Below are 24,322 nucleotides of genomic sequence, written 5' to 3' on the forward strand. Positions count from 1 at the left end.
CGCTAGGTGACGGGCCAGCCGCCGCCGTCCAGCCCGCCGGGGATGAACTCGCTGGGCTCGTAGGGCCGGCGGGTGAAGACGAAGGTGCCGACGTCGAGAGTCTGGGGTTCGCCGTCGGCTGCACGTCGCACGCGCAGGGCCTCCCCGCGGTGGTAACCGTCCAGGCCCACCCAGGTGTCGGTGCCGGTGGGCCGGAACCTGCTGGTGCTGGTCATCCCCGAGACGCGCTGCAGTTCGATCCAGCCCTCGTCAAGCACCCGCACCGTCCCCTCGGAGGTCCCCCAGAACCAGGACCCGGTCAACGCCAGCACATCCGCGGGCACATCGGCGCGAGCCACCCACTCCTGTGGCAGGCGGGGCTCACAGTCCTCGACGATGTCGAAGGGGTCGTCCAGCCCTTCCACATCGCCGGGCGTGGTGCAGTTCATCAGCGTCACCACACCGAGCCCGGCCTCCCGGTCCACCTGCACGCCGGCTTGGAAACCGGGCATCGAGCCACCGTGGCCGACCAGGAGCCGCCCCGCTCTACGGGTCACCTGCACCCCAAGCCCGCGGGCGCTGGCCCACTGTGAGCCCGACGCCAGTGCGGTCGGCTCACACATCTCATCGAGGGTGTCGGTGTGGAGCACGTCAGCAGTGTCCCCGGCCAGGAAGGCCGCCCAGCGGCTGAGGTCACCCACGGTGGACCACAACTGCCCCGCGGGGGCCATCGCCCCGGTGTCCTGGATCGTCTCCGGCAGCAGCACGTCGGCATAGGGATGCACCGCGTACCCGGTGGCGAAGGGAGAGCGAGCCGACGTCGTCGTGCTGTCCATCTGCAACGGCCCGAGGACCTGCGCGGTGAGCACCTCATCCCAGGAGCGGCCGGTGACCGCAGCGATCACCTCCCCCAGCACCGCGAAGGCGATGTTGGAGTAGTGCACATGGCGTCCCTGCCGGTCCAGCACGGTGCCCTGCGCCAGCGCCTCGTGCAGGCCCTGCCGGTCCACCCCCGGTGACCGTTCCCACCACGAGCCGGGAAGTTCCGCGGCCAGCCCGCCGGTGTGGGTGAGCAGTTCGGTGAGGGTGCGATCGCCGAACGGGGTGCCGGGCACGTACTGGTCGACGGTGTCGGTCAACCGAAGCGCGCCGGCGTCGCGCAACTGCAGTACGACGACGGCGACGAAAGTCTTGGTGATCGACCCGATCCGGAACTGCAACTCACCTGGGTCGGCGTGCTCGGGAAACGTTCCCCGGGCGGCGGACCAGACCAGGTGGGAGTCCCGCACCAGCCCAGTGACCAGGGACGGAATGCGTCCCTTGGTCTGCAGGGTGGCGGCGCGCAGGTCCAGACGGCGGGCGGTGGTGGGCAGCAGTGTCATCTCAGTCACGGGCGACGACGCTAACAGGCGGGTGCCGCTGAGGTTACGGCGGATTTCGCGTCCTACCCACGAACTGACGGCTGGCGTGCTCCGGTGCCGTTAATGCGCCGAATCGTCAGACCTCTACTTCCATCGTGTCGCTCTCATTCGTACCGGCACCCGAGATCTCCTCGGACGAGTAGGTCTCCTCCTCCTGGCCGGGGCGTGAGATCGGCTTGTACCTGGGCGCAGGCCGTGTCCACACCTTCTGAGGCTGTAGGAGATTGATGTAGAAGTCGTCAACCGCAGCGATCACGGAGTTGATGAACGACGTCTTGGCGGAGGTGCGTCGACTCATGCCCAAGTCGTAGACCCGAGAAACTGTGAAGCTCTTGATTTCGGGAAACGCCTCGGGCAGAGCATCCTTCGGGTCTTCTCGGAACTCCGCAATCGTTGCCGCATGCTGCCGACGAGCAGCGTGCGCTTCGATAATCACGTCGCCAGATGTTTCGGCTAGTGGCCTGAGGAGCCAATTAACGCGAGTCTCGTTTCGCGCATGTCCCGACGCAGGCACGTTGGAGAAGACATGAACCCTTCTCGCTCGCATGTCACAGCGAAACTCTAGATCTGCCGCCGTACCCGGGATTCGAATCTTCGCTGACATCGTGTGGTCCTCCGCCAACTCGCGCGCCAGTGCCTCAGTCCTCACATTGGGATTCGCACGCTCCCGCTGCGACAACATCGGCTCGACATCGACGCGCAACTTCTGCCCCAACTTGAGCGCCATGTAACGGACCAGGCCGTCGAATTTCGCTGCGACGTCAGCGACGTCACCATCGCCCCGTCGGACGATGCCGGTTCGCACGGCGTCGGTGACAGCGGTCCAACTACCCCCCATGTCTTCGAACTCCAGAGCACCGGAGTTCTCATGTTCCAAGTACCGGATGAGTTCGCCGAGGATCCAAGCCTGCTCCTCATCCTCGATGCCGTGGACCTCCTTGGACGCCACTGCGAGCGAGATCAGGCGAACCCAGGAGAAGTGGTAGACGGGCATCGCACGCAACTTGCGTTTATCGAGATCGACTGGGTGCGTTCCGAGGACCGGTGGAATCTCGTTGGAGATCGTGATCACCGCATCGAATTCATTCTCTCGAGCGACGTCCATGTAACTCTCGACCTGATCTTTGTCGAGCCCATTCGTCTGCGTCTTCACTTCCACAAGGGCAGTCCAACTGCTCGAGCCTCGCTCGACACGGACCAAACCATCAGGGCGGGGCGTACGCTTGTTCTTCTTGTCCTCGAAGGCTACCTCTGTATAGGCCTTGACGTTCGCTCGTTTGGGCCCAAGTGGCGCGCCGCACGGCTTCAGCATCGAATGCGCAAACTGCGGCACCACGGTCAATACCGACAGTAAGGCCGAGGTCGCACGAACTTCTTGATCTACAGCCCCTCGAATACCCGATGTCGGAATCAGTCGTGCTTCGCGCCACTCAGCCGCCATGACATTCCTCGCATTCACCGTCGAGTGCAATTCCACTGCCTCGACGCTACCTGAATTCCTGCGACTCATGGCACAGTTTCGGGTACCGGACTGGCGCGTTCCCGCCCATATCGCGCTTGGAGCCAGTTCCAGCTGGCCGGCGTGACCGCCGGGGTGGCGTACGCCTCCGGCTTCCTGCTGCTGCTGCGCACCCGGTGGGGCGGTGTGCTCAGCGGCTTCTTCGCACCGATGGGCCGGATGGCACTCACGAACTACCTGGCCGCCACGGTGATGTTCCTCAGCGCCGCGCCGCTGATGGGCATCGAGGACTTCGAGTCCTGGCCCCAGGTCACGGCCCTGACGTTCCTCATCGTCGTGGCTCAGGCAGGCTGGAGCCGTTGGTGGCTGCGGCGTTCTACCTACGGTCCCGTGGAGTGGCTGTGGCGGTGCGTGACCTGGTGCGAACGGGTGCGACTGCGGCGAGCGTGACCACCCGACCCATGCCCTGAGTCAGGCGAGCGCGTCGGCGATCGGGGTGGATCCGTCGTAGAAGTTCAGGGTGCGCCGGATCCCGGTTGCGGACTCCAGGACGTGCACGATCACCTCGGCCACATTCTCCCGCGAGGTGACCCGCTGATCCTCGGTGAGGTCCCCATCGGGAACCTGCCCTTCGTCGTCGGCCAACAGGATCTTGCCTGTTGCCGGCTCCATGGTCAGCCCGGCCGGACCCAGGATCGTGTAGTCCAACTCCGTTGTGCGCAGGTGGGCATCGGCATCGTGCTTGGCCTTGGCGTAGGGGTAGAAGGAACTCTCCGGATCGATCCGGTGGATGTCCGCCGCAGCGGTGACGTAGGAGACCATCACGTACCGGCGCACCCCGGCTCGCTCCGCAGCCTGCATCGAGAGCACCGCGGCCTCATAGTCCACCGCGTGGGTACGGGCCGGGTTGCCACCACCGGCACCGGCGGAGAACACCACGGCGTCGGCGCCGTCGAAGACCTGGGCAAGGGCACCGACATCGGCATTCTCGATGTCCAGCAGCACCGGGTGCGCGCCGGTCGCGGCGACCTCGTCGTGGTGGTCGGGGTTACGGATCACGGAGTGCACCTCATACCCCGCGTCGGTCAACTTCGGGGCGGTGAGCAGGGCGATCTTGCCGTGACCGCCAATGATCACCACGCGCTTGCGCTGTGTCATCGAGATCCTTCCGAGTTCGGGTGAGCCGGCCGGTGCCGGACCACTCGATCATCACCGCGACCGGGCTGCGGTGCAACAGCGCACCTCACGAGTCCGCGACCCACAACCGGCGAAGGCCGTCGGAGTGCACCATGAGAGCGAAGAGCACCGCCCCGGGAACCAACCACCGCACCGCGGAGCCGGCCTCGGCGTTCTCGGCGGGCTCGGCACCGGCGATCAGTGTCAGGATCAGCACCACGGTGATCGCGGCCGGCAGGAGCCATCCGACCACCCGGACGAAACGCGCCGCCCCGCCGCCGTGACGCCGCCAGATGACGCCGCAGGCGCCCAGCGCGACGAGGACCACCACCAGTAGCGCCACCGCCGCCAGGAGCAGCACGAGCGTGGCCGGCACGTTGTCCGAGTTGGCCAAGGTGTCATAGACCCCGATCGGTGCGGTGAGCACGCTCCACGCCCCGACGTCGGGGCCGGCGGCCGCGGTCACCAGGCTTCCCACCCCGAGCAACACGACCGTGGCCAGCACCAGGCCCCGCAGCAGCAGCGACTCCAGGTCATCGATACGCCGCTCCAGGACCAGTACCCGGCTGCGCACCCTGCCGATCTCAGCCTGTGCTCGATCCTGCGACTGTGTCGATGTCACGCCGGCCCGCCCTTCGTCGTCGTTGCGCCACTCTCACCGTGAAGCGGCCGCAACCTCGTGGGAGCGGGGAAGGGCAGCACGTAGTCACGCACGTTCGCCCCCGCCACTGCCGCCACACCGTAGTCGTCCTGCCGAACCGTGATGCGCTCGGGGTGGACCTCGGTCATCCGCACTCGCTCGGAGGTACCGTCCGGGTGCTCCAGCAGCCACGGTTCGGCAAGGAAGGACAGCCCGCGCTCCTCCAGCGCTTCCTCGGCGTCCAGGTAGTCCAGTGGTTCGGTGATCTCGCGACCGAGCATGTCGACGGCCACGAAGTGCTCGTCGCGCATGCGCAGCCAGCCGATCAGTTCACCGTCTGTCCGCCGATGCTCAATCCAGGTGTCCATGAGCGGCCATGGTAGGAGGGGGCGACGGTGGAACTCACCCGAATTTCCGACACGCTCGCACGGCCCGCCAACGAGGTATTCGGGCGAGCCAGTAGACGCTCCCTTCCTGCGCGATACAGTGCGCCGGTGAGTTTCCGACTAGCCGCCTACGCCGTGTGCATCGAAAACGATCACCTTCTCCTCGTCCATCACGTGCCTGCCGATGACGAGCCGGTCTGGACCCTGCCCGGCGGTGGGGTGCAGCACGCCGAGGATCCATTCGATGCAGTGACCAGGGAAGTGTCCGAGGAGACTGGCTGCGACGCAACGGTCGAGAGCCTGCTGGGTGTGGACTCCCGGGTGATACCCGCAGCGGTCGCTCGTGCCGGAACCACTCACCAGAACGTGGGCGTCTTCTCCAGGTCCGTCTCCTCAGTGGCCGGCTGCGCGCTGAGCCGAACGGTGACACCGAGGACCCCTCCTGGGTCCCGCTGCCCAGAGTTGCCCGATTGCGCCGATCCTCGTTGGTCGACGTCGGCCTGACGCTGGCGCAGACCCGCCCGATCACCGGGCACGTCGCCACCGCACCCGTGGGCGGCTTGATCCAGCACTAGGACCCATCCCTGGCGGCGAGGACCGCCTCCACGACGGTCTCAAGCGTCACTCCAGCGGTGTCCACCTCAGAGACCTCGTCCGAGGCCGACCAGGGAACGAAGTCGGCGGCACGAGCGATTACATCCGCCCACGAAGGCTCACCAATGCGCTGAAACCCCCGGGTACGGCCCTGCAGACGCACGCGGTGCTCGCTCACGTCGGAGCAGATCAGGTGCACGAACCGCAGCGGCACCTCACACCGCCCCGCGGCGCGGCGCCAAGTCCGGCGAGCCTCGTCACTATCGTTGACCGCATCGACCACCACGGACGAACCCGCCATCAGGTTGGTCTGCGCCATCGCCCGGGCCGCCTCGTACGCCGCAACGCCCACAGTCCACCCGGGCGGCAGGCCGCTCTCGAGGAGTGCCTCCTCGATGGTGTCGATGGACAGGTGCACACTCGCGGTCCGCTTCGCCACGGCAGCCGCGGCAGCCGTCTTGCCCACACCGGACAGGCCGGATATCACCAGCAACACGTTCGCTTCATCCACACGCGGCACCGTAGCGCGGGGGTGTTCGGAGGGATTCGCACGGCGCTGACGCAGCACGACGGCGGGGTCGCGCTTCGTGCGCCGCACCAGCCCGATCAGGCAGGCTCCGTCGTCGTCGGCTCTTTTCGCTCGGCAGCCCCGGCCCGGCCGGTGAAGGCATCCATGGAGTCGTGCAGCCCGAGAAAGGGGTGATCCGGTCGAACACCGTCACCGGCAGCAGCCGGGCGAACCGGACAGCCATCACCCTCTGCGGCATGAGCAGTTCGGCACGACCCCGCTCGATCGCCCGCAGGATGCGGTCACTGGCTCGCTGCGGGTCCAGAATCGGCAGGACGCGGGGGAACCTGGTGCGGACCCCGGCGAACATTCCGGTGTCGATGTAGTAGGGACACACCACCAGCGACGTCACCCCGGTCTTGTCCTTGGCCAACTCCACCCGCAGGGACTCGGCGAAGGTGAAGGCCGCAGCCTTGCTGGCCGAGTAGTCGCTCTGGCGGGCCACGCCCAACAGGGCGGCGGCACTGGCGATCGTCACCACGCTGCCCCGGCCGCGCTCGATCATGCCGGGCAGGAAGGCGCGGGTCACCCAGTACAGCGAGAGCGTGTTGACCTCGAAGGTGCGCCGGATCGCCTCCTCCGACGCCGCCAGCAGCGGCTTGCCGGTGACGACGCCGGCATTGTTGATCAGCACATCCACCGGCCCGGTCTCCCGGCCGGCGGTCGCGACCGCGGCGGCATCGGAGACGTCGACGGCGAACGATTCCGCAGGTGCGCCCGCGGCCCGGATCTCATCGCGAACCGCCGCGGCGGAGCTTGTGTCCAGGTCCCAGATCACGACCCGCCCACCGCGCCGCGCCACGCCGAGAGCGAGCAGCCGGCCGATGCCGCTACCGGCCCCGGTGATCAGTACCCTCTGGCCGCGAAGGTTGGTGCGCATGCCACTGATTCTCGCGCACGCAAACTCGATGTGCGGGCGCGCCGTTCACCGGATGTGTGGGCGCATGCCTGCCGGATCCTGATCGTCCGGACGCCCGAGGCCGGGCGTGCGCTTGACCTGCGCTGTGCTGGTGGTCAGCGGATCAGGCAGAAGGGATGTCCGGCCGGGTCCAGGTACACCCGGAACCCGCCGTCGGAGGAGGGCTGGTGCTCATGCACCCGCGCGCCCAGGGCCAGCACACCGGGCTCGGCGGCATCGATGTCACCCACGGTGAAGTCCAGATGCATCTGCTGGGGGTGGGTCCCACCGGGCCAGGTGGGCGTGACCCAGTCATCGATACGCTGGAACGCCAGCGTGGGCCGGCCCTGCGGGTTGTCCGGGGAGACCCCACCACCGGGAGGCTCAAGGTTGACCCAGTCGCGATCGGCGCCCTGCTCCATCGGCCAGCCCAGCAACTCGGAGTAGAACCGACCCAACACCAGGGCGTCGGGACAGTCCAGGATGATCAGGTCGAGCACGGGGGTGCGAGGCTGGTCGTTGTTCATGGGGCGTTCTCCTTCGCCGAGTCGGGCCAGGTGAATCTGCACGCTAACCCTCATTCCGGACGATCCGCGGCCGCCTTCGGGTCGTGGCCGGCGACACGACCCGCCCGCGGCAACGCCTCAGCGCGGCCGGACCGTGAGCACCTGGGAGTGGGCACCGATCGGACCGGTGCGGTCGTGGATGATCGTGTGCGTCAGCCCGATCCCTGCGGCACCGAAGGACACGGTGGTGTCGTAGCCGACCCACTCCCCTTGCGGTTGGGCGAAGAAGTGGGCGGTCAGGTCCAGGTTGGGGAACAGCACCTCGCGGGGGTCGGCACGGATGGCCATGCCGTTGGAGACGTCGAGCATCCCGGCGAAGGCCGCCGTGCGGCTGGACTCCTCGCCGGCGACCAGTGCGTGCGCGGTGCGTGCCCAGAACGCCCCGTGGCCCGGCTCATGGTGGTCGCGGCGCACCTCGATGGATCTGATGAAGCCCCCGGGCCAGTCGCGGGTGGGATCGACCGGCTCCATCTCCTCCGGGGGCTTGATCCGGGGCAGCGCGGTGCCCGCCAGTGCGGTGGTGTCGCGGGTCTGCATCAGCCACGCACGCAGGCGTACCACCGCCCGGCCCGCGTGGGACAGGACCGCCTCGACCAGTTCGATCGTGCGCCCGGGCCGCAGCACCTCCATGGCGATGTCCACCACGTCCACCGGCACGGTGCCGAGGATGTCGTAGGACATCCGGGCCACCACCAGGTGGTCGTCGCGGCGGGCATCCCGGTCCTGCTCCACGGCGTGCACCATCAGCCCCAGTGCCGCCGCGATGTGCTGTTCCTCCTCGACCCATGCCCCACCGACGTGCTCGGTGGCGCGGAAGGTGGAGGTGTCGATGCGTTCGAAGTAGGCCATGGGCGCCATTGTGGGGCAATCGGCGGGGTCGGTACGGCATTCTGGGTGCTCGGCGTGCACGCGCGGGTCGACGGCGCAGGTCACCCGAAGCGGCCGAGCCGGCTCCTGCCCGCCGGTCCCGGCGTAGTGTCGGGAACATGGCACTGCACCCCGCTCTTGCTCCCGTCGCTGATCTGGTCGGCACCTGGCGCGGCCCCGGCCGCGGCGAGTACCCCACCATCACCTCCTTCACCTACACCGAAGAGGTCACCTTCACCGACGTCGGCAAGCCCTTCCTCACCTATCTCCAACGCACGTGGTCACCCGCCGGCGATCCGATGCACACCGAGACCGGGTTCTTCCGCGTCGCCGGCGGCGAGGCCGTGGAGTTCGTCCTGGCCCAGCCCACCGGGCAGACCGAGTTGGCCGAGGGTGCATTGGTCACCGAACCGAGGGGGTTCGCCACCGAACTACACTCCCGGGTGGTCAATGCCGCGAGCGCCAAGATCGTCGATGAGACCATCCGACGGCTGCGCCTGGACGGCGATGAGTTGACCACGGAGTTCGCGATGGCCGCGGTAGGGGTTCCGATGACCCATCACCTCGGTTCGGTCCTGACCAGGACCGCGTAGGCGGGTATCCGGGGGCGGTGAACTCCATGTGACCGGCCCCGATCAGGTCCCCCGCCGCGCCCGCACGATCGCGGCGACCGCCGCCCGCCCGGCGCGGTTGGCGCCCACGGTGGACTGGGAGGGCCCGAACCCGATCAGGTGCACCCGCGGCTCATCGGCGACCTGGGTTTCGCGCAGCATGATGCCACCCTGCTCATTCCGCAGTTCCAACGGGTCCAGGTGCGCCAGCGCCCCTTTGAACCCGGTGGCCCACAGGATCACATCCAACTGGGTGAGGGACCCGTCGGCCTCTCGCACACCGCCCGGTTCGATCGCGGTGAACATCTCCCGGCGCACCAACGCACCACGCTCCTTCGCGGCCAGGGCGTAGGGGGTCCAGCCAAGACCGGTGTAACTGACCACCGAGCCGGTGGGGCGGCCCTCCTCCACGTCGGCGGTGACGTTGGCGATCACCTCCCGCCCGGTCTCGGAGGTGAACTCCCCCTCGTGGAAGACCGGCTCACGCCGGGTGTACCAGAACGTGGTGGCGTGCCGGGAGATCTCCTCCAGTTGCTGCACCGCGGAGATCCCGCCACCCACGATCGCCACCCGCTGCCCGGCGAACTCCTCCGCCGCTACATAGTCACGGGTATGCAACTGCCGTCCCAAGAAGGTCTCCGCGCCGGGATAGACCGGCCACACGGGGTTGTCCCATGTGCCGGTCGCGTTGATGACCCACTGGGTAACCCAACTCCCCCGGTCGGTCTGCACGATCAGGTCCCCGCTGCCCCCGCCGCCCGTGCCCATGCCGACGGCGTCGGCGTCGGCGTCGGCGGAACCATCCTGAGCGTCCCGAACCGAGGTCACCCGCACCGGACGCACCAGCGGGAAGCCGTGCTCGAACTCATAGGCGGCGAAGTAGCGGGGAACCGCGTCCCGGCTCGGCTCGTCCGGATCCACCGACGGGACGGGCATGCCCGGAAGGTCGAAGATCGCGTTGATCGTGCTCATCCGCAGTGACTCCCACCGGTGTTGCCAGGCCCCGCCCGGGGCGGCCGCGGCGTCCAGGACCACGTAGGTGGCGCCGTCGTTCCCGGGTTGTAGGGCGCTACCGAAGCGCCTGCGATTCAGGTGGTAGGCGGCGGACAGACCGGCTTGACCGGCGCCGATGACGACGACGGTCGCGCGAGCGGGCTCTGGGGGCATCGCCTGGGTCAACGCCGCCGCGATCGCGGACCTTCCCGTCGCCGTCTCCTACGCAGCCGGTGGGGTTTCGGGCGCGGTGAAGACCTCCCCGTCGCGGGGCATCTGGGACAGCGCCGCGGAGGTGGGCTCTCGTGCGTACTTCACGAAGGTCGGGTCGAGGTCGCCGGTCCGGGCGATCTGCGGCCACACCATCGTCAGCCCGGCCGCTGCTTCGACGTTCGCCCGGTCCATCAGTTGCACGTGCAGGTGCGGCATCGACGTGTTGCCGGTGTTGCCCACCCGGCCGATCACGTCACCGGCCACCACCGAACTCCCGAGCGCGATCGCGCTGCCCCGGCGCAGGTGGGCGTACGCGGCGAAGGTGCCGTCGTCGTGGGCCACGATGACGTGGTTGCCCAGCACCGCACCGGTGCCGCCGATCTCCCGGGCCATCGCCTCCACCGTGGCCAGGTACACCAGGCCCGGCCAGGTGCTGCGGGCGCGGTGGTCGCGCCTGGAACCCAGTGAGCGCACGACGACGACGAGGGGAGCCATCGCGTAGACCGGCTCACCGAAACTGGGGTACTCCTCGGGTCTGTCCCCGCGCAAGCCCCAGCGGACCAGCGCCGGAGTGGAGTCCCGTGCCGGGCGGGACAGATCAACCGCGCAGTACTGTCCCCGGGTGCGCGTGCCATGGCTGGGCAGGTGTTGGCCGGGGCTGTTCATCGCCACCCACTGCCCCCGCACCGGGGCGAGCAGTTCGGCCGGGGCGCCCGGTGACGTGCGCGGGGCGGTGCCGATCAGCACCAGCAGCACGACGATCAACCCGGACACGAACAGGGCATGCCTCGGCCGCAGCGGCAGCGGTTGCTCGGGGATGAAGGAGTTCAGCACGATCAGTCCCACCGCGATGAAGGCGGCCAACAGCAGTCCCGCCCACACCGGCCGCAGGGCGCTGATCAGGCGCATCGGACCAGTTCGACCGGCTCAGCGTGCATACCGGGACCGTACCGGTTGGGAGTACCATCAGCCGCTACATGTCCACGATGAGCCAGGGTCCGGATCGACCCGATGAGTTCACCACCGAGGCCACCAGCCCGCCTCCGGCGCAGCAGGACGACGCCCCCGATCCCGCCCGCTGGCGCGTCCTCGCTGTGGCGCTGGGTGCCGTCTTCATGTCTCTGGTGGCGGTCAGCATCATCAACGTGGTGCTGCCCTCGATCCAACAAGGACTGGGCGCCACCGACTCCGACCTGCAGTGGGTCCTGACCGGTTACGCCCTGACGTTCGGGGTGGTGCTGGTGGCGGCCGGGCGAGCCGGCGACATCCTCGGCCGCGGACCTCTCTTCATCATCGGCACCGCGCTGTTCACCCTGTCCTCGGTGGCGGCCGGGCTCGCACCGGACCCGGGCACCCTGAACGCGGCCCGGTTCGTGCAGGGACTGGGCTCGGGACTGCTCACCCCGCAGGTCGTGGGCATGATCCAGCAGTACTTCCGCGGGCCCGAGCGTGGGCGTGCCTACGGCGCGCTGGGGGCGGTGGTCGGGATCTCGGTGGCGATCGGGCCGGTGCTGGGCGGGCTCATCGTCGAGGTGGCCGGGTCGGTGAACGGGTGGCGCTGGACGTTCCTGGTGAACGTTCCGGTGGGGTTGGGCGCGATCGCGCTGGCCCTGCGCTGGCTGCCGCGGCCGATGCGACCTCCCCGCACCACCCGCCGCACCACGGTCCGCGATGTGGACCCGGTGGGTGCGGTGCTGCTGGGCCTGGCGGTGCTGGCGCTGCTGCTGCCCTTCGTCGAGCGGAACATGGGCTGGCGCGGCTGGTTGCTGGTGCCGGCAGGGCTGGGGTTACTGGCACTGTGGGCCTGGTGGGAACAATGCCACAAACGTCACGGCCACCCCCCGATGGTGGACCTTGCCCTGTTCGGCATCCGCAGTTTCACGGGCGGCACCCTCATCGCAGGTCTGTACTTCATGGGCGTGACCAGTGTGTGGGTGCTGGTGGCGATGTACGTGCAGGGTGGCCAGGGTGGCAACGCCCTGGAGGCGGGGCTGATCGGCCTACCCGCGGCGCTGATGTCTGCGGTGAGTTCCTACCTCGCCGGTCGCTGGACCAGTACCCACGGCCGCCCGATCCTGATCGCCGGGATGGGCTGCGCGCTGCTCGGGCTGGTGCTGAGTATCGCGGTGGTGCAACTGGCGGCCACCGGTGCCGCGAGCATGTGGTGGCTGTTGCTGACGTTGGCGTTCATCGGCATCGCGCAGGGCATGGTGATCGCCCCCAACCAGACCCTCACCCTGACTGAGGTACCGCTGGAGTACGCCGGTAGCGCGGGCGGCGTGCTGCAGACCGGGCAACGCCTCGGTGCCGCGATCGGACTGGCCGTGATCACCGGCCTGGCCTTCGCGGTGCTGGCCGAGCGGGACTGGACCGCGGCGATCAGTGCCGGGTTCGCCACCACCACCCTGATCGTGCTGGTCAGCCTGGTGGTTGCGATGTTCGACCTGCGTAACGCCCGGACCAGCTCGTCTGTGACCCGCCGGGGCCCCTGGGCTGACCGGGCGAACCGGCGCCCACGCGAGGGCCGCCGTCAAGCCCCGAGCATGAGGTGGCGTCGGCAGCGGGCCTGGTAGGTCTCAGTACCGCCGATGGCGGTGACGCTGGGGACCAGGGCGTCCTCGCCGTCGTCCTCCTCCACCCGCTGGTGGAAGGCGGCGTCGCGCCCGCAGACCGAACACACCGCGGTCAGTTTCACCACGTCCTCGGCCAGTGCCATCAGGGCGGGCAGCGGCTCGAACGGCCGGCCGTCGTAGGTCACACACAGACCGGCGACGACGACGGTCATCCCCTCGGCGACCAGGTCACCGACCGTGGGGACCAGGTCTGGACCGAAGAACTGCGCCTCATCGATGGCCAGCAGGTCCAGGTCACGCCCGGTGAGGAGATCGCGCAGCGCAGCGACGTCCGATACCGCCCGGGAGGGGATGCGCCCGCCGTCGTGCGAGGCGACCTGGCCGGCGCCGTGGCGCTCATCCAGGCTGTGGTTGACCACCTCCACGGCCAGCCCGGCCAGCCGAGCCCGGCGCACCCGGCGCAGCAGTTCCTCGGACTTGCCGGCGAACATCGGCCCGCACACCACCTGGAGCCGGCCACCTGTCTCGTTGCGCATGGCACGACCCTAGCGAGCGGCCCCCGGCGAACCCCGTGGGTCATACTGACCGGCGTGGATGACCTGCGCGTACCCCCAGGGCCGGGCGCACCGGCCGGGATCACGGTGCCGGCGGCAGAGTTGCTCGAGCGGTTCTCCCACGCCTCCGGGCCCGGCGGCCAGGGTGTGAACACCACGGACTCGCGGGTTCAACTCAGCCTCGATATCAGCGCCACCACCGCCCTGAGCGACGTTCAGCGCAAGCGAGCCCTGAACCGGCTCGGCACCCGCCTCTCCGGGACGGTGCTGACCGTCGACGCGGCCGAGCATCGCTCCCAGCGACGCAATCGGGTCGCAGCCCGGGAGCGCATGTCCGCCCTGCTGCGCGAGGCGGTGTGCCTCCGGTCCGGCGGCGCCCGACCAGACCCACCCGCGGCTCCCAGCGCCGGCGACTGGAGGGGAAGCGGTTGCGATCGCAGATCAAGCGCACCCGCATGCGTCCGCGACCGGAGTGAAGTTCAGGCGGCGGCACCGACTGCGACGACGCCGACGATCACGCTGAGGGCGGCTCGGAGTGCGAGTCGCGATCCTGGTGCGGCGGGCGCCGTCGTCATGGCTTGATCCGCGTCAAGGCTCCTCTCTCGCTCTCCGCATACGTTGAGGACATAGCCGAGACAAGGACGGGAGGCCTCTACCGATGGCCGAGGGACACATGGCGACCGCTGCTCAGTTCGCTCCGCTCATTGAGCGGGTGCACGGGGAGCACCACCCAGAACTGACCCGGGTGCGCGAACTCACCGAGCAGGTCCAGCAAGCAAGTAGCGCCGGCCAGGTCGCTGCACTCTTCGACGAACTGCGCGCGGTGACTGGCAACTATGCGGTGCCCGGCGATGGGTGCGAGGCCTTCGAGGCGACCTACAGAGCGCTGGAACACGCCGATGCAGCGCAGGGTCTGGGTACCACCCCCGGAGGAACAGTATGAGGAGGTTGACTCCACTGGACGAAGGTTCGGTGATGGCCGCCAAGCGGATGGAGGGCACCTCCGGCACCGCATTCCCCGGCCACACCGCCACGGACGAGTCGGTACTCGTGGTCACTGAGGGGCGATGCACCATCGAGTTCGCTGAGACCCGACACGATCTGGCACCCGGCGATGCCTTCGTGTGCCCTCCGGCGAGTGGCACAAGGTCACCGGAGGTCCGGACTTCAAGGCCGTGCACGTGATGCCCAAGGCCATCCGGTTCGACTTCTTCGAGCGACCTGACCCGGACATCTGAGCCACAACCTCGGCACTTCGTGGCCGCTGGTGGGCTGCATCACGCGCGCGGGCCAACGGGTCAAGGACCATCTAGCGTAGGACCATGCTTCGACGCCTCGTGGCCCGCGCGTTCTGGCACTCAGCCGGTGGAGACTGTCCACCTCTCCCGCGCCGGACCGTCCCACCATCCTCATCGGCGCCCCGCATACCTCCAACTGGGACTTCGCGTTCATGCTGGGCATCGCCTGGCGGTTGGGCGTCGACGTGCGCTGGTTGGGCAAGAACAGTCTGTTCCGAGGCTGGCGGGGCCCGATCATGCGGGCACTGGGCGGTATTCCCGTGGACCGGTCCGACCCCAGCCGCGTGGTGGGTGAGGTGGTCCAGCGGGTCCGCGCCGGTGAGGTGTTCGGGCTCGTGGTCACCCCCGACGGAACCCGCAGCGGGCACACGCACTGGAAGTCGGGGTTCTACCGCATCGCCCGGGAGACGGGGATGCCGGTGACCCTTGGCTACGTCGATCGCACCACCATGACTACCGGCCTGGGGCCGACCTTCGAGTTGACCGGTGATGTCGCCAAGGACATGGACCGGATCCGTGACTTCTACGCCGACAAGTCCGGGGTGCGGCCTGAGCACCGGGTCGAACCGCGGCTGCGGGATGAGACCGGGACCGGCTGAGCACAACCAACGCGCAAGTCCCTCGCGCAGCCCAGCGCTTCGGAATATCACGACGCAGGGATCGGCAAACGCGCCGATCCGCACGGGCGTTACTCTGTGGCTGTGCTCGATCATGACGAAGTGGTCCGTCTATATGGCCCTTGGAAGCACCGCACACCAGAAGACGCAGCACAACTGCTCGAAAGCTACTCCGGCCGGTGGTGGATTGCTGGAGGCTGGGCGATCGACGCTTTTGCCGGTTCGCGGCGCGAGCATGGCGACCTGGACCTCGGGATCCCCCGCGAGGAAGCAGAGGGATTTGTCGACTTCGTGTCATCCACACTTGATGCCTGGGCTGCATTCGGCATCTTGGCGCCGATTCTCCCGAACCAAGACGCACAGATTCCCGATCGATGCGGCAACCTCTGGTTGCGCGCGAGCGGTGCTGATCCCTGGGAATATGACGTTCTGCTTGAGGAAGTTCGCGGAATTACCTGGCATTACAAGCGGGCTCCACACCTGACGAAGCCACTTGTGGAGTGCCTGTGGGAACACGATGGGATCACTTACCTGCGTCCAGAAGTCCAGCTTCTCCTGAAGGCAAAGCACGCTCGCCCCAAGGACACCCTCGATCTCGAGCGTTGCCTGCCACACCTTCAGGAGGCGAGCCTTGATTGGCTAGAGGGAGCGCTCCGGCAGGAGCGTCCCGGGCACCGGTGGTTGAAACTGCTCGCAGCGTGCCGATGATTGGAGTGGGCATGCGTGCCGCTGGGAGTGGCCCCAACTGAACCGATGCGCGTGAAAGATTGCGGACATTGACCGGTGGCTCAGGCGGCGAGGGTGCCGGCGAAGATCTGCCAAGCCAGAGCGGACTTGGCGGTGAGACTGAGCGTGATGTAGAGCCGCTCCCCCAGTAGGTAGTCCCGGAACCGGCCGACCGGGCGGTACTGGAGCCACTGCACCAACGCGAACACGTTAGAAGAGGAACAGCGAGACGATGATCCCGTAAACGAAGCCGGGTGGCTCGGCCCCAGTGGTCGACCCCGGGGCGAGTGTGTAGATGACGATGCCGACCCAGGGCACCACCCCGGCAAAGCAGCCGAAGATGAACGGCAGCCATCCGCCGTCGCCTGGCTCGTGGTAGCGCTCCTGCAGCCAGCCGAACAGGATCATCGAGGCGTTGACGCCGAACAGCGCCACCAGCGCCACCACGTCGGAGATGCCGACCAACTGGGCGATGATCACGATCATCAGCGAACTGGATAGCGCGTACTCCACCCAGCGGAAGTAGTTGTGCCTCTGCGCCAGCCCCGCTCGGTAGCGGCCGAAGAATGGTGGGGAGGCCACGATGACGTGGAACAGCGCAGACAGAACCAGGAACGTCGCGATCGCCAGCGGAATCGGGGCGTCCCACAGCGTGACCGCCTCGCCCGGGGGGCTGCCGGGCGGGCCGGCGAGGTACCTGGCGGTGATCGGCAGGGTGAAGTCGGTCGCGAGCAGCACCACCGCGACCGCCTGGGCCGCGTGCACGACCGCGGCCGTGATGTTGTACCTGCGTAGCCCGGCGTAGCGGCTTGGGTCGATCTCCGTCGTCATCGTTGAGCCGATCATTGGACAGTATTCCCACCACCGTAGTGAGTTCCACGGGGGACTGCAGGGCAGTTGAGACCTCGGCGCCGGTCACGACGACGACCTCCCCGACATCTCGCCAGAAGCGGAACCGCGCCCCCAACGTGCACGTTGCTTGCTTTTATGGAGCGCACTTCGTAATATGAATCCATGAAGGATTACGGCCAGTTCTGCGGCCTTGCCAAGGCCGGCAGTGTGCTGGGTGAGCGCTGGTCGTTGCTCATCCTGCGCGACCTGAGCATCGGACCTCGCCGGTTCAAGGACCTGCTGGAGGGCTTACCGGGAATTCCGACCAGTGTGCTGGCCACGCGGCTGCGTGAGTTGCAGTCGGCGGGCGTCATCGACCGCACGGCGCAGGACCGGCCGGGTGGGGGTGTGCTCTACGGACTCACCCCGCACGGACAGGGACTCCTCCCCATCCTTGATGCGATCGGGAGATGGGGAGCGGCGACGATGGTCTCACCGGCCGACGACGACGTGATTACCGATGCCTCGCTAGCGGCGGCCCTGCGGGCAGCCTTCCGCCCCGGCGCGGTGCGGGTCGTGACGACGTACGCGGTCCATGCCGGTCCTGCGAGCGCCTGGGCGATTGTTGAACCCGACCGGGCCATCGTCGGCGAAGGCGAACCCGGTGGCCCGCCCGACGTGACGATCCGCACCGGCCCGCAACTTCGCCTGCTGCTCGCCGGCCGAATGACACCCGCTGATGCGCTGAGTTCCGGGGCTGTCCGCCACACCGGACCTCCTGCCGCCTTCGATGACTTCATCCGCGCCTTCCATGTCCCGCTGGCCGACACCGCCGGCATTCCCTGATCCCCAACCCAGCCAAGCCACAGAAAGGCATGCACCATGAAATTGAGCGTCAATCTCTTCATGACCCTTGACGGGGTCAGCCAAGGTCCGGGCAGCGCGGAGGAGGACACGCGCGGGGAGTTCCACCGCGGAGGCTGGCTGATGCCCGTCTTCGACGATGGATGCGGCGAGGCGGTCAATGGGTGGTACGAGCGCTGCGGTGCCCTGCTGCTGGGACGGCGCACTTTCGACACCTTCGCAACCCACTGGCCCCTTGTCACCGACCCCGCGGACGCCGTCGCCGATCGCATCAACCACCGGCACAAGTACGTGGTGACCTCCTCGACACTGGGTGCCACCTGGGCCGACACCAGCACGCCGCTCGGCTCCGGCTTCCTCGATGACATCGGACGGCTCAAGGAGGCCGACGACGATCGTGAACTGCAGGTTCACGGGAGCATCCGCCTGGCCCGCACTCTGCACGAGGCCGGGTTGATCGACATCTACCGCTTCCTGATCGCCCCCGTCGTCGTGGGCGGCGGTGCTGGCCTGTTCGACGGGGACGGTCCCGCCTACGGCCTTCACCTGCAGCACAGCACGGTGACGGAAAGCGGCGTCCTGTCCGTGGAGATGTCCCCGCTGGAGTTTGACAACTCACTGCGGGCCGCCGTGGTGGCCGGGCGCGACGCCGTCGTTCCTGAACACGCCCAGGTCGGAGCACAAGCATGACCGTCATCGCCAGCCTGAGCGTCTCCCTCGACGGGTTCTACACCGGCCCGGACCCGGACCCGGAGAGCCCGATGGGCAGCGGCGGGGCGTCGTTACACGGCTGGTTCGCCCACGACGTCGCCGACAGGAACCAACTCACCGCCGACGACGTGCTGGGCCCGGAGTTCGACCGCACCGGCGCCCTGGTGATGGGGCATGACAGTTACCAGCACGCCGAAGCCATCTGGGGGCCCCACCCGCCATTCGAGATGCCCATCTTCGTCCTGACCCATCACGCCCGCCCCGACGACGTGCGCGAAGGCTCCACCTTCCACTTCGTCACCGACGGTTTCGAAGCCGCCGTACAGCGGGCGACCGCTGCCGCCGCGGGCAAAGCCGTAGGACTGCACGGCGGGGGCGCCATTCAACAGGGCCTGCAAAGCGGCCTGCTGGAGGAACTCCAGATCCACCTGGTCCCCGTCCTGCTGCACCAGGGACGCCGTCTGTTCGAGAGCGGTGGGGACGCTCCGGTGGAACTCGACATCGTCCGGGTGGCAGAAGGCCCCGGGGTAACGCACTTGAAGTACCGGCCCCGGTGGCCCTGAACCGCCAGTCACGACAGGGTACGGCCAGAGGCCTCAACGCTCGATCGAGGCGATCTGCGCTTCGAGATATCGCGCCGCGGCGGCACCACCGTCTTCGGCGCGGAATGCCTGCGCGACGCGGTCAGCCGACGCACGCACGCGCTCATCGGCGAGGATCCGTTCTACGGCGTCGGCCAGAAGTCGTGTGCCGGCTTGTTTCGGAGAGAGTGCAATCGCATTACCCTGCGCGACGCACTGGTCGATATTCCACACCTGCTCCGGCTGGAGTCCGAACCCCACGAAGGGGGTGCCGGTTGCGCACGCGGTCTGCACGGTTCCCTGGCCGCCGTGCAGCACGGCGGCGTCGACGAATCCGCCGAGGCGGTGGGCGGGAAGGAGGTCGGTGACGTGGACGTTCGCGGGCAGACGGTCATCGGGATCGAGATAGTGCCGTATCGGCGCAATGACATTCACCGGCAATTCACCGAGCCCGGCCGCTGCGGCCAGAGCGAGGCCGCGGTGCGCCGACGAGCCGAGGCCCAAATAGACAAGGGGTCGCTCCTCCGCGGCCAGTTCGGCGACGATCGGCGGCAGTTCGCCGTCGAGATGCGCGAAGATCGGGCCGACGCGCGCATAGCCCGGTGGCAGCGAGAAGCCCTCCAATTCCCACGGCATGACGGTGAGAAGGTTGTGGTCCGCCTCGAGAAGCGATGCGATGGTGCGAAGCGGTGCCAGCCCGTTGGCGACCGCGACTCGTGCGAAGCCCTCGGGGCGAGTGGCGCGTGGTTGTACGCCCAGCGCAACAGACGGGTCGCGACAGTGTCGGCAAGCCGGGCGGCCGTGCCCGTCCCGCGAACAAGACCGATCCGACCAACCTGCTCGACCTGTGGTCGGGTCAGAGCGAACGGGACGGGATAGAACAAGGGCACTCCCTCGGCACGCGCTGAGATCATCGAGGTCGGATTCGTGCCGATGACCACGGCCGCGGCATCCACCTCGCGGATCAGACGCCTCTCGGCGCCCACCCGCGCTGCGACCAGTTCGTCGGTGAAGGGAGATCTCAGCGTCTTGCCCTGATCGAAACGCAGCGCCTGCCGGCGCTCCACTTCGGTGAACGAGGGTTCGCTCGGGCGATACTCGAAACCCGCGTCGACGATGAGATGAGCGAAGTCGTGCTCATAGCCCTGGAACACGGCACGGTGCCGGGGATCCAGCGCCCGGGCGACCTCGATCATCCGCGTCACCTCGGCGAGATTGAAGGTGATCGGACAGAAGACGATCGTGCTCACGGGGTCGGCACCTCCAGCGTGCTTCGGATCCCTGCCCACGCTACGCGCCCATAGGGACCCCTCGCAGGGAGCACCGAGGCCGCGGCCTGAAGCCGGCCTCCACTGGTCCTGTGCGCGATAGGTTCAGCGCAGCAAGGGTGCACGAGCCCGTGCCCGTGCGACGACGACATTCGAGACGGCTTTGTGGGCGGGAGCGGAGCGACATGGGTGAGCGGCAAGACTCCCAACTCAAGGATGGTCGCGACGTCGCGATCCACCACGCGGGCTCCCCCGCCCCGGGCGCGCCCGTGCTCGTGATGCATTACGGCACGCCGCACACCGGGAAGCATCCGCCGCCAATCGACCAGCTAGCCGCTGCGGTCGGGCTACGCCTGGTGTCGGTGACCCGCCCGGGCTTCGCGGGCTCATCCCGACGTGCTGGTCGCACGGTATCCGACGCTGCTGAGGACATCATCGAGGTCCTGGACCGGCTGAACGTCGGCCGCATGGTCACGGCCGGGTACTCGGGCGGCGGCCCGCACGCACTCGCGCTGGCAGCCCTTGCGCCCGATCGCGTCGACCATGCCGCAACGTTCGGATGCCCCGCCCCCTATGACCAGACGCCGGATTGGTTCACGGGTATGGCGGCCAACGGGGGCGGGCTGCGGCCCGCTGCCGAAGGGCCCGAGGCGAGGGAGCGCTATCAGCGCACGGCCGAGTTCGATCCCGGCAGTTTCACAGCAGCCGATTGGGCAGCCCTGTCGGGACCGTGGGCCGGCATCGGTGACGACGCCCAATCGGCAACTGCCGCGGGCAGCGCGTTCGGCGAGATCGACGACGATCTCGCACTCGTCGCGCCATGGGGCGTCGACCTCGATCGGATTACCACCAGAGTCAGTGTGTTCCACGCAGCGTCCGACCGCGTCATCCCTGCTCATCACGCGGAGCGACTCGCCGCGCTGCTGCCGTCGGCCGGCGTGCGCTCACTCGAGGCTCGGGGCACGTCGCCGTTCTTGGGCAGTTGCCCCAGTGGATGCGTGCTGTCGCTCCTCATACGTGACGGTGACATGCCCGGCCCGATACCTTGACGCCGGTCCTATCGTGAGTGCATCTCGGGCTGGGGGCTCCCGTGTGTGGGGGTGCCATCCCTTGCCCAGCGCCGACCGATCCCGTTATGTTCTACGACGTACAACACATGGACCAGCGTCGGGAGTGATCCGCAGGTGAAGTTGACCGTCATGCAGTTCGTGAGCCTCGATGGCGTGTCGCAGGGACCCGGCTCCCCGCAGGAGGATCCGAGCGGAGGGTTCACCCGAGGGGGGTGGCTGGTCCCGCACATGGATGCCTCATTCGTGGAGCAGGCTTCCGACTGGCTCGGCCACGCCGATGCGCTGCTGTTCGGCAGGCGTACCTACGAGGCGTTCGCCCGTGACTGGCCACAAATCACCGATCCAGGGGACCCGTTCGCGGCGCGGATGAACAGTCTGCCGAAGTATGTGCGACACAGACCCTGTCCGACGCCGGCTGGGATCCCACCACCATCTTGACGGGAGATGTTGAGGCCCAGGTTGCTGACCTCAAGTCCCGGCCAGGCCGTGACCTGCAAGTGCATGGTAGTTCGGCGCTGGCTCAGAGCCTGTTCTCCGCCGGCCTGGTCGACGAGCTGCGGTTGGTCGTCGCCCCCGTGGTCGTGGGTCAGGGCCGTCGACTCTTCCCCGATGGCGCGAGCCCTCTCGGCCTTGACCTGGTCAACAGCCGTACGACACCGCAGGGGTTGACCATCCAGGTCTTCGAGACGCGAGGGAGGCCGGACTTCGCGGTCTACGAGGGCGTCTCCTCGGTGGGATGAACTGGCGCGAAGACTCCGACGACGCCCCCCTCCCTCCGCGACTCAGACGGTACCGGGATGGGGATGCGCAGCCCACCCTGGAGGTGTACGTGCGCGCCATCCGAGAAACGGCGTCAGCCCACTACCGCCCAGACCAGGTCAACGCATGGTGCCCTCCACACCTGGACAGCACGGCGTGGGCCGCTGCTCGTTCACGGGTGTGGACGATCGTGGCCGAGGTGGAGGGGGTTCTCGTGGGCTTCTGCGACCTGACCGACGAGGCAGAGGTAGACATGCTGTTCGTTGCCCGCTCAGGCCGGTGGGCGTGGCATCGCCCGCTCGTTGATCACCAGCGTGCTGGCCGAAGCCAGGCGACGAGGGTGCACGCGTGTCACGACCCGAGCGAGCCGCGCCGCCCGGGCAACATTCGCCAGGTGTGGCTTCGTGGTCGACCGTGAGAACAAGACGAATACGGTCCGCGGCGTCCTGGTGCCGAACTTCGAGATGCATGTCGAAATCACAGGGCCATGGGCTCGGTCCGGAGATCTCCCGGCATAGCCCACCCAACGAGGAGGTAGAGAGAACGTGGGAACGAGTAGGAACAAGCAGACCGTGGAGCGCTACCTCGATGGCTTTCGACGCACCGATCACGGCCAGATCCTGGACTGCCTGACCGACGACATCAGGTGGACGGTGTTCGGTGCCTTCACGCTGGAAGGCAAGGCTGCCTACGACGCCGCCATCGAGGGCCCTGGGTTCGCAGGGGACCCCGAGCTGGAGGTGGTGCGGATGGTCGAGGAGGGTGACACGATCATGGCTGAACTCCGTGGCCGGGTCCCACAAGGGGACGGGTCCACGCAGCGGTTGAGCATGGCGGAGGTCTTTGTGATGCGAGAAGGCCTGATCTGTGAGCGGCGCGCCTGGGTCATTCCGCTGGCCGAGGAAGACGTCTGGTAAGCGGGGCACCCGACCTCTCCGGCGCACGCTGTTGTCGTTGACTGGCGCCTCCCACGGGGCAGCGGGTCATCCACCTTCCAGCGCCGTCCGCCCAGCATCATCTGCTCGCGGCACTGGCCAGGCCCTCGATGAGCGCATCGAGAGTGACGAGGAACAAGTCCTGTCCGCTGCCCGGGGCATGGCCGCACGTGACCGCAGCCTGCAGGGCAGGGAAGTCGGCGAGTTCCACTGCGGAGAGACGTTCCACCCGCTCCGGGTCGCCCCCATCCCCCGTCGTCTCCGGGAACGCCCCCAGGCTGCCGACCACGAACCCCGTCACCACGTGGATGGCCTGCAGCGCCCACCCGGGCGGGAACCCACCCTCCTGCAGGACACGCACTCCCCTGTCCAACATCCGCAGGACGGTAGGCGTGAGGGCAGGGCGGGTCGCAACCAGGGGCAGCACCTCCGGGTGCGCTCGCAGCCGTGCACTGAGCCTCAACCCGTAGGAACGCATGAACTCACGCCACTCACGCCCAGTTGACTCCGGCGGCACGGCGTCGCCGACGACCAGTTCCACCAACCCGTCAAGGAGTTGGTCCTTGTTCGACACGTGATGGTAGAGCGCCATTGCCTCGACACCCAGTTCAGCAGCCAAACCGCGCATAGTCAGCGACGCAGCACCTTGCCGGTCGACGAGATCGAGAGCGCCGCCGAGCACCATCGCCCGGGTCAGCCCTGCGTGCTGACCTCGGACGCGCTTCACGGGGAGAGGCCCTGATATGTCATACAACGTAAATCTACGCGATCGAATTGCGGCCACCGAGCGTTGCTCGACTCGACGCGAGCCCGCATGAACGGGCGGCCAGGACTCCTCTGGGCACGAGAGCCAATCACGCGCGCCTACTGGACCGCCACCCGGCCGCCCTGTGCGCACCACCACGCAGTGCCACCGGCTTCACGGCCGGTTGCCTCGTGAATTCGGTCGCGTCGAACCGGAGACCGATGCGTGCGACCTGGAGGGGTGACTAGGCTCATGCCATGGACACCGGCTGCGAGAGCGTCAGGCCCGTTGCCACCCTTATCACCTCCACCTTGGTGGACGGCGACTGGAAAGCCGTGACCAGCCCGACCCGAGCCTCGAAGGCTGGGGGCGCGGCGCCCCGCACGCCGCGGTGAGGGGCCAGAGTGCCGCCGGTTGAG

Annotated in this window: 28 protein-coding genes and 5 pseudogenes; 17 read left to right on the top strand and 16 right to left on the bottom strand. The window is 68.0% G+C overall.

Features of this window, described 5'->3' with window-relative positions; genetic code table 11:
- Positions 1-2: 2 nt before the first annotated feature.
- A complete protein-coding gene (locus tag ACRRRO_RS02555; protein ID WP_424797993.1) occupies positions 3-1,361 on the bottom strand; it encodes a serine hydrolase domain-containing protein in 1,359 nt (452 codons plus the stop codon).
- A gap of 115 nt (positions 1,362-1,476) precedes the next feature.
- A complete protein-coding gene (locus ACRRRO_RS02560; protein WP_434081039.1) occupies positions 1,477-2,877 on the bottom strand; it encodes a hypothetical protein in 1,401 nt (466 codons plus the stop codon).
- Positions 2,878-2,982: 105 nt separating this feature from the next.
- Between ACRRRO_RS02560 and ACRRRO_RS02565 the strand changes: the two genes are divergently transcribed.
- On the top strand, positions 2,983-3,309 hold the full coding sequence (locus ACRRRO_RS02565) for a DUF418 domain-containing protein (RefSeq protein ID WP_424797867.1): 327 nt from the start codon (positions 2,983-2,985) through the stop codon (positions 3,307-3,309).
- A 21-nt stretch (positions 3,310-3,330) separates the two neighbouring features.
- Here ACRRRO_RS02565 and ACRRRO_RS02570 read toward each other — a convergent pair whose 3' ends face one another.
- From ACRRRO_RS02570 to ACRRRO_RS02580, 3 genes are all read right to left on the bottom strand, one after another.
- The gene (locus ACRRRO_RS02570; RefSeq protein ID WP_424797866.1) at positions 3,331-4,017 is read right to left on the bottom strand and encodes an SDR family oxidoreductase; all 687 of its coding nucleotides are present in this window, start codon (positions 4,015-4,017) and stop codon (positions 3,331-3,333) included.
- A gap of 85 nt (positions 4,018-4,102) precedes the next feature.
- Complete coding sequence (locus ACRRRO_RS02575) at positions 4,103-4,657, bottom strand: hypothetical protein (RefSeq protein WP_424797865.1); 555 nt, start codon at positions 4,655-4,657, stop codon at positions 4,103-4,105.
- Positions 4,654-5,043 (bottom strand): hypothetical protein, encoded by a 390-nt coding sequence (locus tag ACRRRO_RS02580; RefSeq protein WP_424797864.1) that lies wholly within the window; start codon positions 5,041-5,043, stop codon positions 4,654-4,656. The genes ACRRRO_RS02575 and ACRRRO_RS02580 overlap by 4 nt, the downstream gene beginning before the upstream one ends.
- Positions 5,044-5,235: 192 nt before the next feature.
- Here ACRRRO_RS02580 and ACRRRO_RS02585 point away from each other — a divergent pair.
- Positions 5,236-5,310, top strand: a pseudogene (locus ACRRRO_RS02585) (hypothetical protein); the annotation flags it as partial.
- 107 nt (positions 5,311-5,417) lie between these two features.
- Here the strand turns inward: ACRRRO_RS02585 and ACRRRO_RS02590 are convergent.
- The 5 genes from ACRRRO_RS02590 to ACRRRO_RS02610 form a co-directional block, all read right to left on the bottom strand.
- Positions 5,418-5,597 (bottom strand): hypothetical protein, encoded by a 180-nt coding sequence (locus ACRRRO_RS02590; protein WP_424797873.1) that lies wholly within the window; start codon positions 5,595-5,597, stop codon positions 5,418-5,420.
- Positions 5,598-5,632: 35 nt separating this feature from the next.
- Positions 5,633-6,166 carry an AAA family ATPase gene (locus ACRRRO_RS02595; protein WP_424797863.1) on the bottom strand — a complete coding sequence of 178 codons (534 nt, stop codon included), beginning with the start codon at positions 6,164-6,166 and terminating at the stop codon, positions 5,633-5,635.
- Positions 6,159-7,103 carry an SDR family oxidoreductase gene (locus ACRRRO_RS02600; RefSeq protein ID WP_434081040.1) on the bottom strand — a complete coding sequence of 315 codons (945 nt, stop codon included), beginning with the start codon at positions 7,101-7,103 and terminating at the stop codon, positions 6,159-6,161. Before ACRRRO_RS02600 ends, ACRRRO_RS02595 begins: the two co-directional genes overlap by 8 nt.
- A gap of 134 nt (positions 7,104-7,237) precedes the next feature.
- A complete protein-coding gene (locus ACRRRO_RS02605; protein WP_424797861.1) occupies positions 7,238-7,648 on the bottom strand; it encodes a VOC family protein in 411 nt (136 codons plus the stop codon).
- A gap of 117 nt (positions 7,649-7,765) precedes the next feature.
- The gene (locus ACRRRO_RS02610) at positions 7,766-8,536 is read right to left on the bottom strand and encodes a thioesterase family protein (protein ID WP_424797860.1); all 771 of its coding nucleotides are present in this window, start codon (positions 8,534-8,536) and stop codon (positions 7,766-7,768) included.
- A 137-nt stretch (positions 8,537-8,673) separates the two neighbouring features.
- On the opposite strand from ACRRRO_RS02610, the gene ACRRRO_RS02615 reads away from it, so the two are divergent.
- Positions 8,674-9,147, top strand: a complete 474-nt coding sequence (locus ACRRRO_RS02615) for an FABP family protein (protein ID WP_424797859.1) — start codon at positions 8,674-8,676, stop codon at positions 9,145-9,147.
- 42 nt (positions 9,148-9,189) lie between these two features.
- On the opposite strand, the gene ACRRRO_RS02620 is transcribed toward ACRRRO_RS02615, so the two are convergent.
- Positions 9,190-10,332 (bottom strand): NAD(P)-binding domain-containing protein, encoded by a 1,143-nt coding sequence (locus tag ACRRRO_RS02620; protein WP_424797858.1) that lies wholly within the window; start codon positions 10,330-10,332, stop codon positions 9,190-9,192.
- Between the two features lie 48 nt (positions 10,333-10,380).
- The gene (locus ACRRRO_RS02625) at positions 10,381-11,280 is read right to left on the bottom strand and encodes a M23 family metallopeptidase (protein WP_434081041.1); all 900 of its coding nucleotides are present in this window, start codon (positions 11,278-11,280) and stop codon (positions 10,381-10,383) included.
- 68 nt (positions 11,281-11,348) lie between these two features.
- Here ACRRRO_RS02625 and ACRRRO_RS02630 point away from each other — a divergent pair, with 68 nt between their 5' ends.
- Positions 11,349-12,944: an MFS transporter gene (locus ACRRRO_RS02630; protein WP_434081042.1), complete on the top strand. Its 1,596-nt coding sequence runs from the start codon at positions 11,349-11,351 to the stop codon at positions 12,942-12,944.
- Here the strand turns inward: ACRRRO_RS02630 and ACRRRO_RS02635 are convergent.
- A complete protein-coding gene (locus ACRRRO_RS02635; protein ID WP_424797855.1) occupies positions 12,902-13,480 on the bottom strand; it encodes a thymidine kinase in 579 nt (192 codons plus the stop codon). The two genes, ACRRRO_RS02630 and ACRRRO_RS02635, sit on opposite strands and share 43 nt — an antisense overlap.
- Positions 13,481-13,534: 54 nt before the next feature.
- Between ACRRRO_RS02635 and arfB the strand changes: the two are divergent.
- From arfB to ACRRRO_RS02660, 5 genes and pseudogenes are all read left to right on the top strand, one after another.
- Positions 13,535-13,974 (top strand): annotated as a pseudogene (arfB, locus tag ACRRRO_RS02640) (alternative ribosome rescue aminoacyl-tRNA hydrolase ArfB).
- Between the two features lie 182 nt (positions 13,975-14,156).
- Entirely contained in the window at positions 14,157-14,441 is a 285-nt protein-coding gene (locus ACRRRO_RS02645; RefSeq protein WP_424797853.1) for a hypothetical protein, read from the top strand.
- Between the two features lie 47 nt (positions 14,442-14,488).
- Positions 14,489-14,572: pseudogene (locus tag ACRRRO_RS02650) on the top strand (hypothetical protein); the annotation flags it as partial.
- A gap of 248 nt (positions 14,573-14,820) precedes the next feature.
- Positions 14,821-15,395, top strand: a pseudogene (locus ACRRRO_RS02655) (1-acyl-sn-glycerol-3-phosphate acyltransferase).
- A gap of 102 nt (positions 15,396-15,497) precedes the next feature.
- Positions 15,498-16,121: a nucleotidyltransferase domain-containing protein gene (locus tag ACRRRO_RS02660; RefSeq protein WP_424797851.1), complete on the top strand. Its 624-nt coding sequence runs from the start codon at positions 15,498-15,500 to the stop codon at positions 16,119-16,121.
- Positions 16,122-16,201: 80 nt separating this feature from the next.
- Here the strand turns inward: ACRRRO_RS02660 and heR are convergent.
- Positions 16,202-16,985 (bottom strand): annotated as a pseudogene (gene heR, locus ACRRRO_RS02665) (heliorhodopsin HeR).
- A gap of 168 nt (positions 16,986-17,153) precedes the next feature.
- On the opposite strand from heR, the gene ACRRRO_RS02670 reads away from it, so the two are divergent.
- The 3 genes from ACRRRO_RS02670 to ACRRRO_RS02680 are packed head-to-tail and all read left to right on the top strand — an operon-like array spanning position 17,154 to position 19,108.
- On the top strand, positions 17,154-17,816 hold the full coding sequence (locus tag ACRRRO_RS02670) for a winged helix-turn-helix transcriptional regulator (RefSeq protein WP_424797849.1): 663 nt from the start codon (positions 17,154-17,156) through the stop codon (positions 17,814-17,816).
- A gap of 36 nt (positions 17,817-17,852) precedes the next feature.
- On the top strand, positions 17,853-18,524 hold the full coding sequence (locus ACRRRO_RS02675; RefSeq protein WP_424797848.1) for a dihydrofolate reductase family protein: 672 nt from the start codon (positions 17,853-17,855) through the stop codon (positions 18,522-18,524).
- Positions 18,521-19,108, top strand: a complete 588-nt coding sequence (locus tag ACRRRO_RS02680; RefSeq protein WP_424797847.1) for a dihydrofolate reductase family protein — start codon at positions 18,521-18,523, stop codon at positions 19,106-19,108. The genes ACRRRO_RS02675 and ACRRRO_RS02680 overlap by 4 nt, the downstream gene beginning before the upstream one ends.
- Before the next feature lie 33 nt (positions 19,109-19,141).
- On the opposite strand, the gene ACRRRO_RS02685 is transcribed toward ACRRRO_RS02680, so the two are convergent.
- Positions 19,142-19,762 carry a glycosyltransferase gene (locus tag ACRRRO_RS02685; RefSeq protein WP_434081043.1) on the bottom strand — a complete coding sequence of 207 codons (621 nt, stop codon included), beginning with the start codon at positions 19,760-19,762 and terminating at the stop codon, positions 19,142-19,144.
- Between the two features lie 817 nt (positions 19,763-20,579).
- Between ACRRRO_RS02685 and ACRRRO_RS02690 the strand changes: the two genes are divergently transcribed.
- The 5 genes from ACRRRO_RS02690 (at position 20,580) to ACRRRO_RS02710 (ending at position 23,140) form a co-directional block, all read left to right on the top strand.
- Positions 20,580-21,443: an alpha/beta fold hydrolase gene (locus tag ACRRRO_RS02690; RefSeq protein ID WP_434081044.1), complete on the top strand. Its 864-nt coding sequence runs from the start codon at positions 20,580-20,582 to the stop codon at positions 21,441-21,443.
- Between the two features lie 135 nt (positions 21,444-21,578).
- Complete coding sequence (locus ACRRRO_RS02695) at positions 21,579-21,902, top strand: hypothetical protein (protein WP_434081045.1); 324 nt, start codon at positions 21,579-21,581, stop codon at positions 21,900-21,902.
- A complete protein-coding gene (locus ACRRRO_RS02700; protein ID WP_434081046.1) occupies positions 21,899-22,204 on the top strand; it encodes a dihydrofolate reductase family protein in 306 nt (101 codons plus the stop codon). The genes ACRRRO_RS02695 and ACRRRO_RS02700 overlap by 4 nt, the downstream gene beginning before the upstream one ends.
- 282 nt (positions 22,205-22,486) lie before the next feature.
- Positions 22,487-22,741, top strand: a complete 255-nt coding sequence (locus ACRRRO_RS02705) for a GNAT family N-acetyltransferase (protein WP_424797843.1) — start codon at positions 22,487-22,489, stop codon at positions 22,739-22,741.
- 27 nt (positions 22,742-22,768) lie between these two features.
- Positions 22,769-23,140 (top strand): nuclear transport factor 2 family protein, encoded by a 372-nt coding sequence (locus ACRRRO_RS02710; protein WP_424797842.1) that lies wholly within the window; start codon positions 22,769-22,771, stop codon positions 23,138-23,140.
- 97 nt (positions 23,141-23,237) lie between these two features.
- Here the strand turns inward: ACRRRO_RS02710 and ACRRRO_RS02715 are convergent, their stop codons facing one another.
- The gene (locus ACRRRO_RS02715; protein WP_424797841.1) at positions 23,238-23,885 is read right to left on the bottom strand and encodes a TetR/AcrR family transcriptional regulator C-terminal domain-containing protein; all 648 of its coding nucleotides are present in this window, start codon (positions 23,883-23,885) and stop codon (positions 23,238-23,240) included.
- Between the last annotated feature and the right edge of the window lie 437 nt (positions 23,886-24,322).

The sequence above is a fragment of the Sanguibacter sp. Z1732 genome (genome assembly GCF_051020515.1).
GTDB lineage: Bacteria > Actinomycetota > Actinomycetes > Actinomycetales > Beutenbergiaceae > CALKWS01.

Bases quoted from the DNA above. Each gene is read 5' to 3' on its own strand.
- ACRRRO_RS02600 (WP_434081040.1), bottom strand. From the start codon at position 7,103: ATGCGCACCAACCTTCGCGGCCAGAGGGTACTGATCACCGGGGCCGGT.
- ACRRRO_RS02555 (WP_424797993.1), bottom strand. From the start codon at position 1,361: ATGACACTGCTGCCCACCACCGCCCGCCGTCTGGACCTGCGCGCCGCC.
- ACRRRO_RS02645 (WP_424797853.1), top strand. From the start codon at position 14,157: ATGGCCGAGGGACACATGGCGACCGCTGCTCAGTTCGCTCCGCTCATT.
- ACRRRO_RS02610 (WP_424797860.1), bottom strand. From the start codon at position 8,536: ATGGCCTACTTCGAACGCATCGACACCTCCACCTTCCGCGCCACCGAG.
- ACRRRO_RS02630 (WP_434081042.1), top strand. From the start codon at position 11,349: ATGTCCACGATGAGCCAGGGTCCGGATCGACCCGATGAGTTCACCACC.
- ACRRRO_RS02675 (WP_424797848.1), top strand. From the start codon at position 17,853: ATGAAATTGAGCGTCAATCTCTTCATGACCCTTGACGGGGTCAGCCAA.
- ACRRRO_RS02620 (WP_424797858.1), bottom strand. From the start codon at position 10,332: ATGCCCCCAGAGCCCGCTCGCGCGACCGTCGTCGTCATCGGCGCCGGT.
- ACRRRO_RS02690 (WP_434081044.1), top strand. From the start codon at position 20,580: ATGGGTGAGCGGCAAGACTCCCAACTCAAGGATGGTCGCGACGTCGCG.
- ACRRRO_RS02580 (WP_424797864.1), bottom strand. From the start codon at position 5,043: ATGGACACCTGGATTGAGCATCGGCGGACAGACGGTGAACTGATCGGC.
- ACRRRO_RS02625 (WP_434081041.1), bottom strand. From the start codon at position 11,280: ATGCGCCTGATCAGCGCCCTGCGGCCGGTGTGGGCGGGACTGCTGTTG.
- ACRRRO_RS02680 (WP_424797847.1), top strand. From the start codon at position 18,521: ATGACCGTCATCGCCAGCCTGAGCGTCTCCCTCGACGGGTTCTACACC.
- ACRRRO_RS02635 (WP_424797855.1), bottom strand. From the start codon at position 13,480: ATGCGCAACGAGACAGGTGGCCGGCTCCAGGTGGTGTGCGGGCCGATG.
- ACRRRO_RS02685 (WP_434081043.1), bottom strand. From the start codon at position 19,762: ATGCCGTGGGAATTGGAGGGCTTCTCGCTGCCACCGGGCTATGCGCGC.
- ACRRRO_RS02570 (WP_424797866.1), bottom strand. From the start codon at position 4,017: ATGACACAGCGCAAGCGCGTGGTGATCATTGGCGGTCACGGCAAGATC.
- ACRRRO_RS02670 (WP_424797849.1), top strand. From the start codon at position 17,154: ATGAAGGATTACGGCCAGTTCTGCGGCCTTGCCAAGGCCGGCAGTGTG.
- ACRRRO_RS02615 (WP_424797859.1), top strand. From the start codon at position 8,674: ATGGCACTGCACCCCGCTCTTGCTCCCGTCGCTGATCTGGTCGGCACC.
- ACRRRO_RS02605 (WP_424797861.1), bottom strand. From the start codon at position 7,648: ATGAACAACGACCAGCCTCGCACCCCCGTGCTCGACCTGATCATCCTG.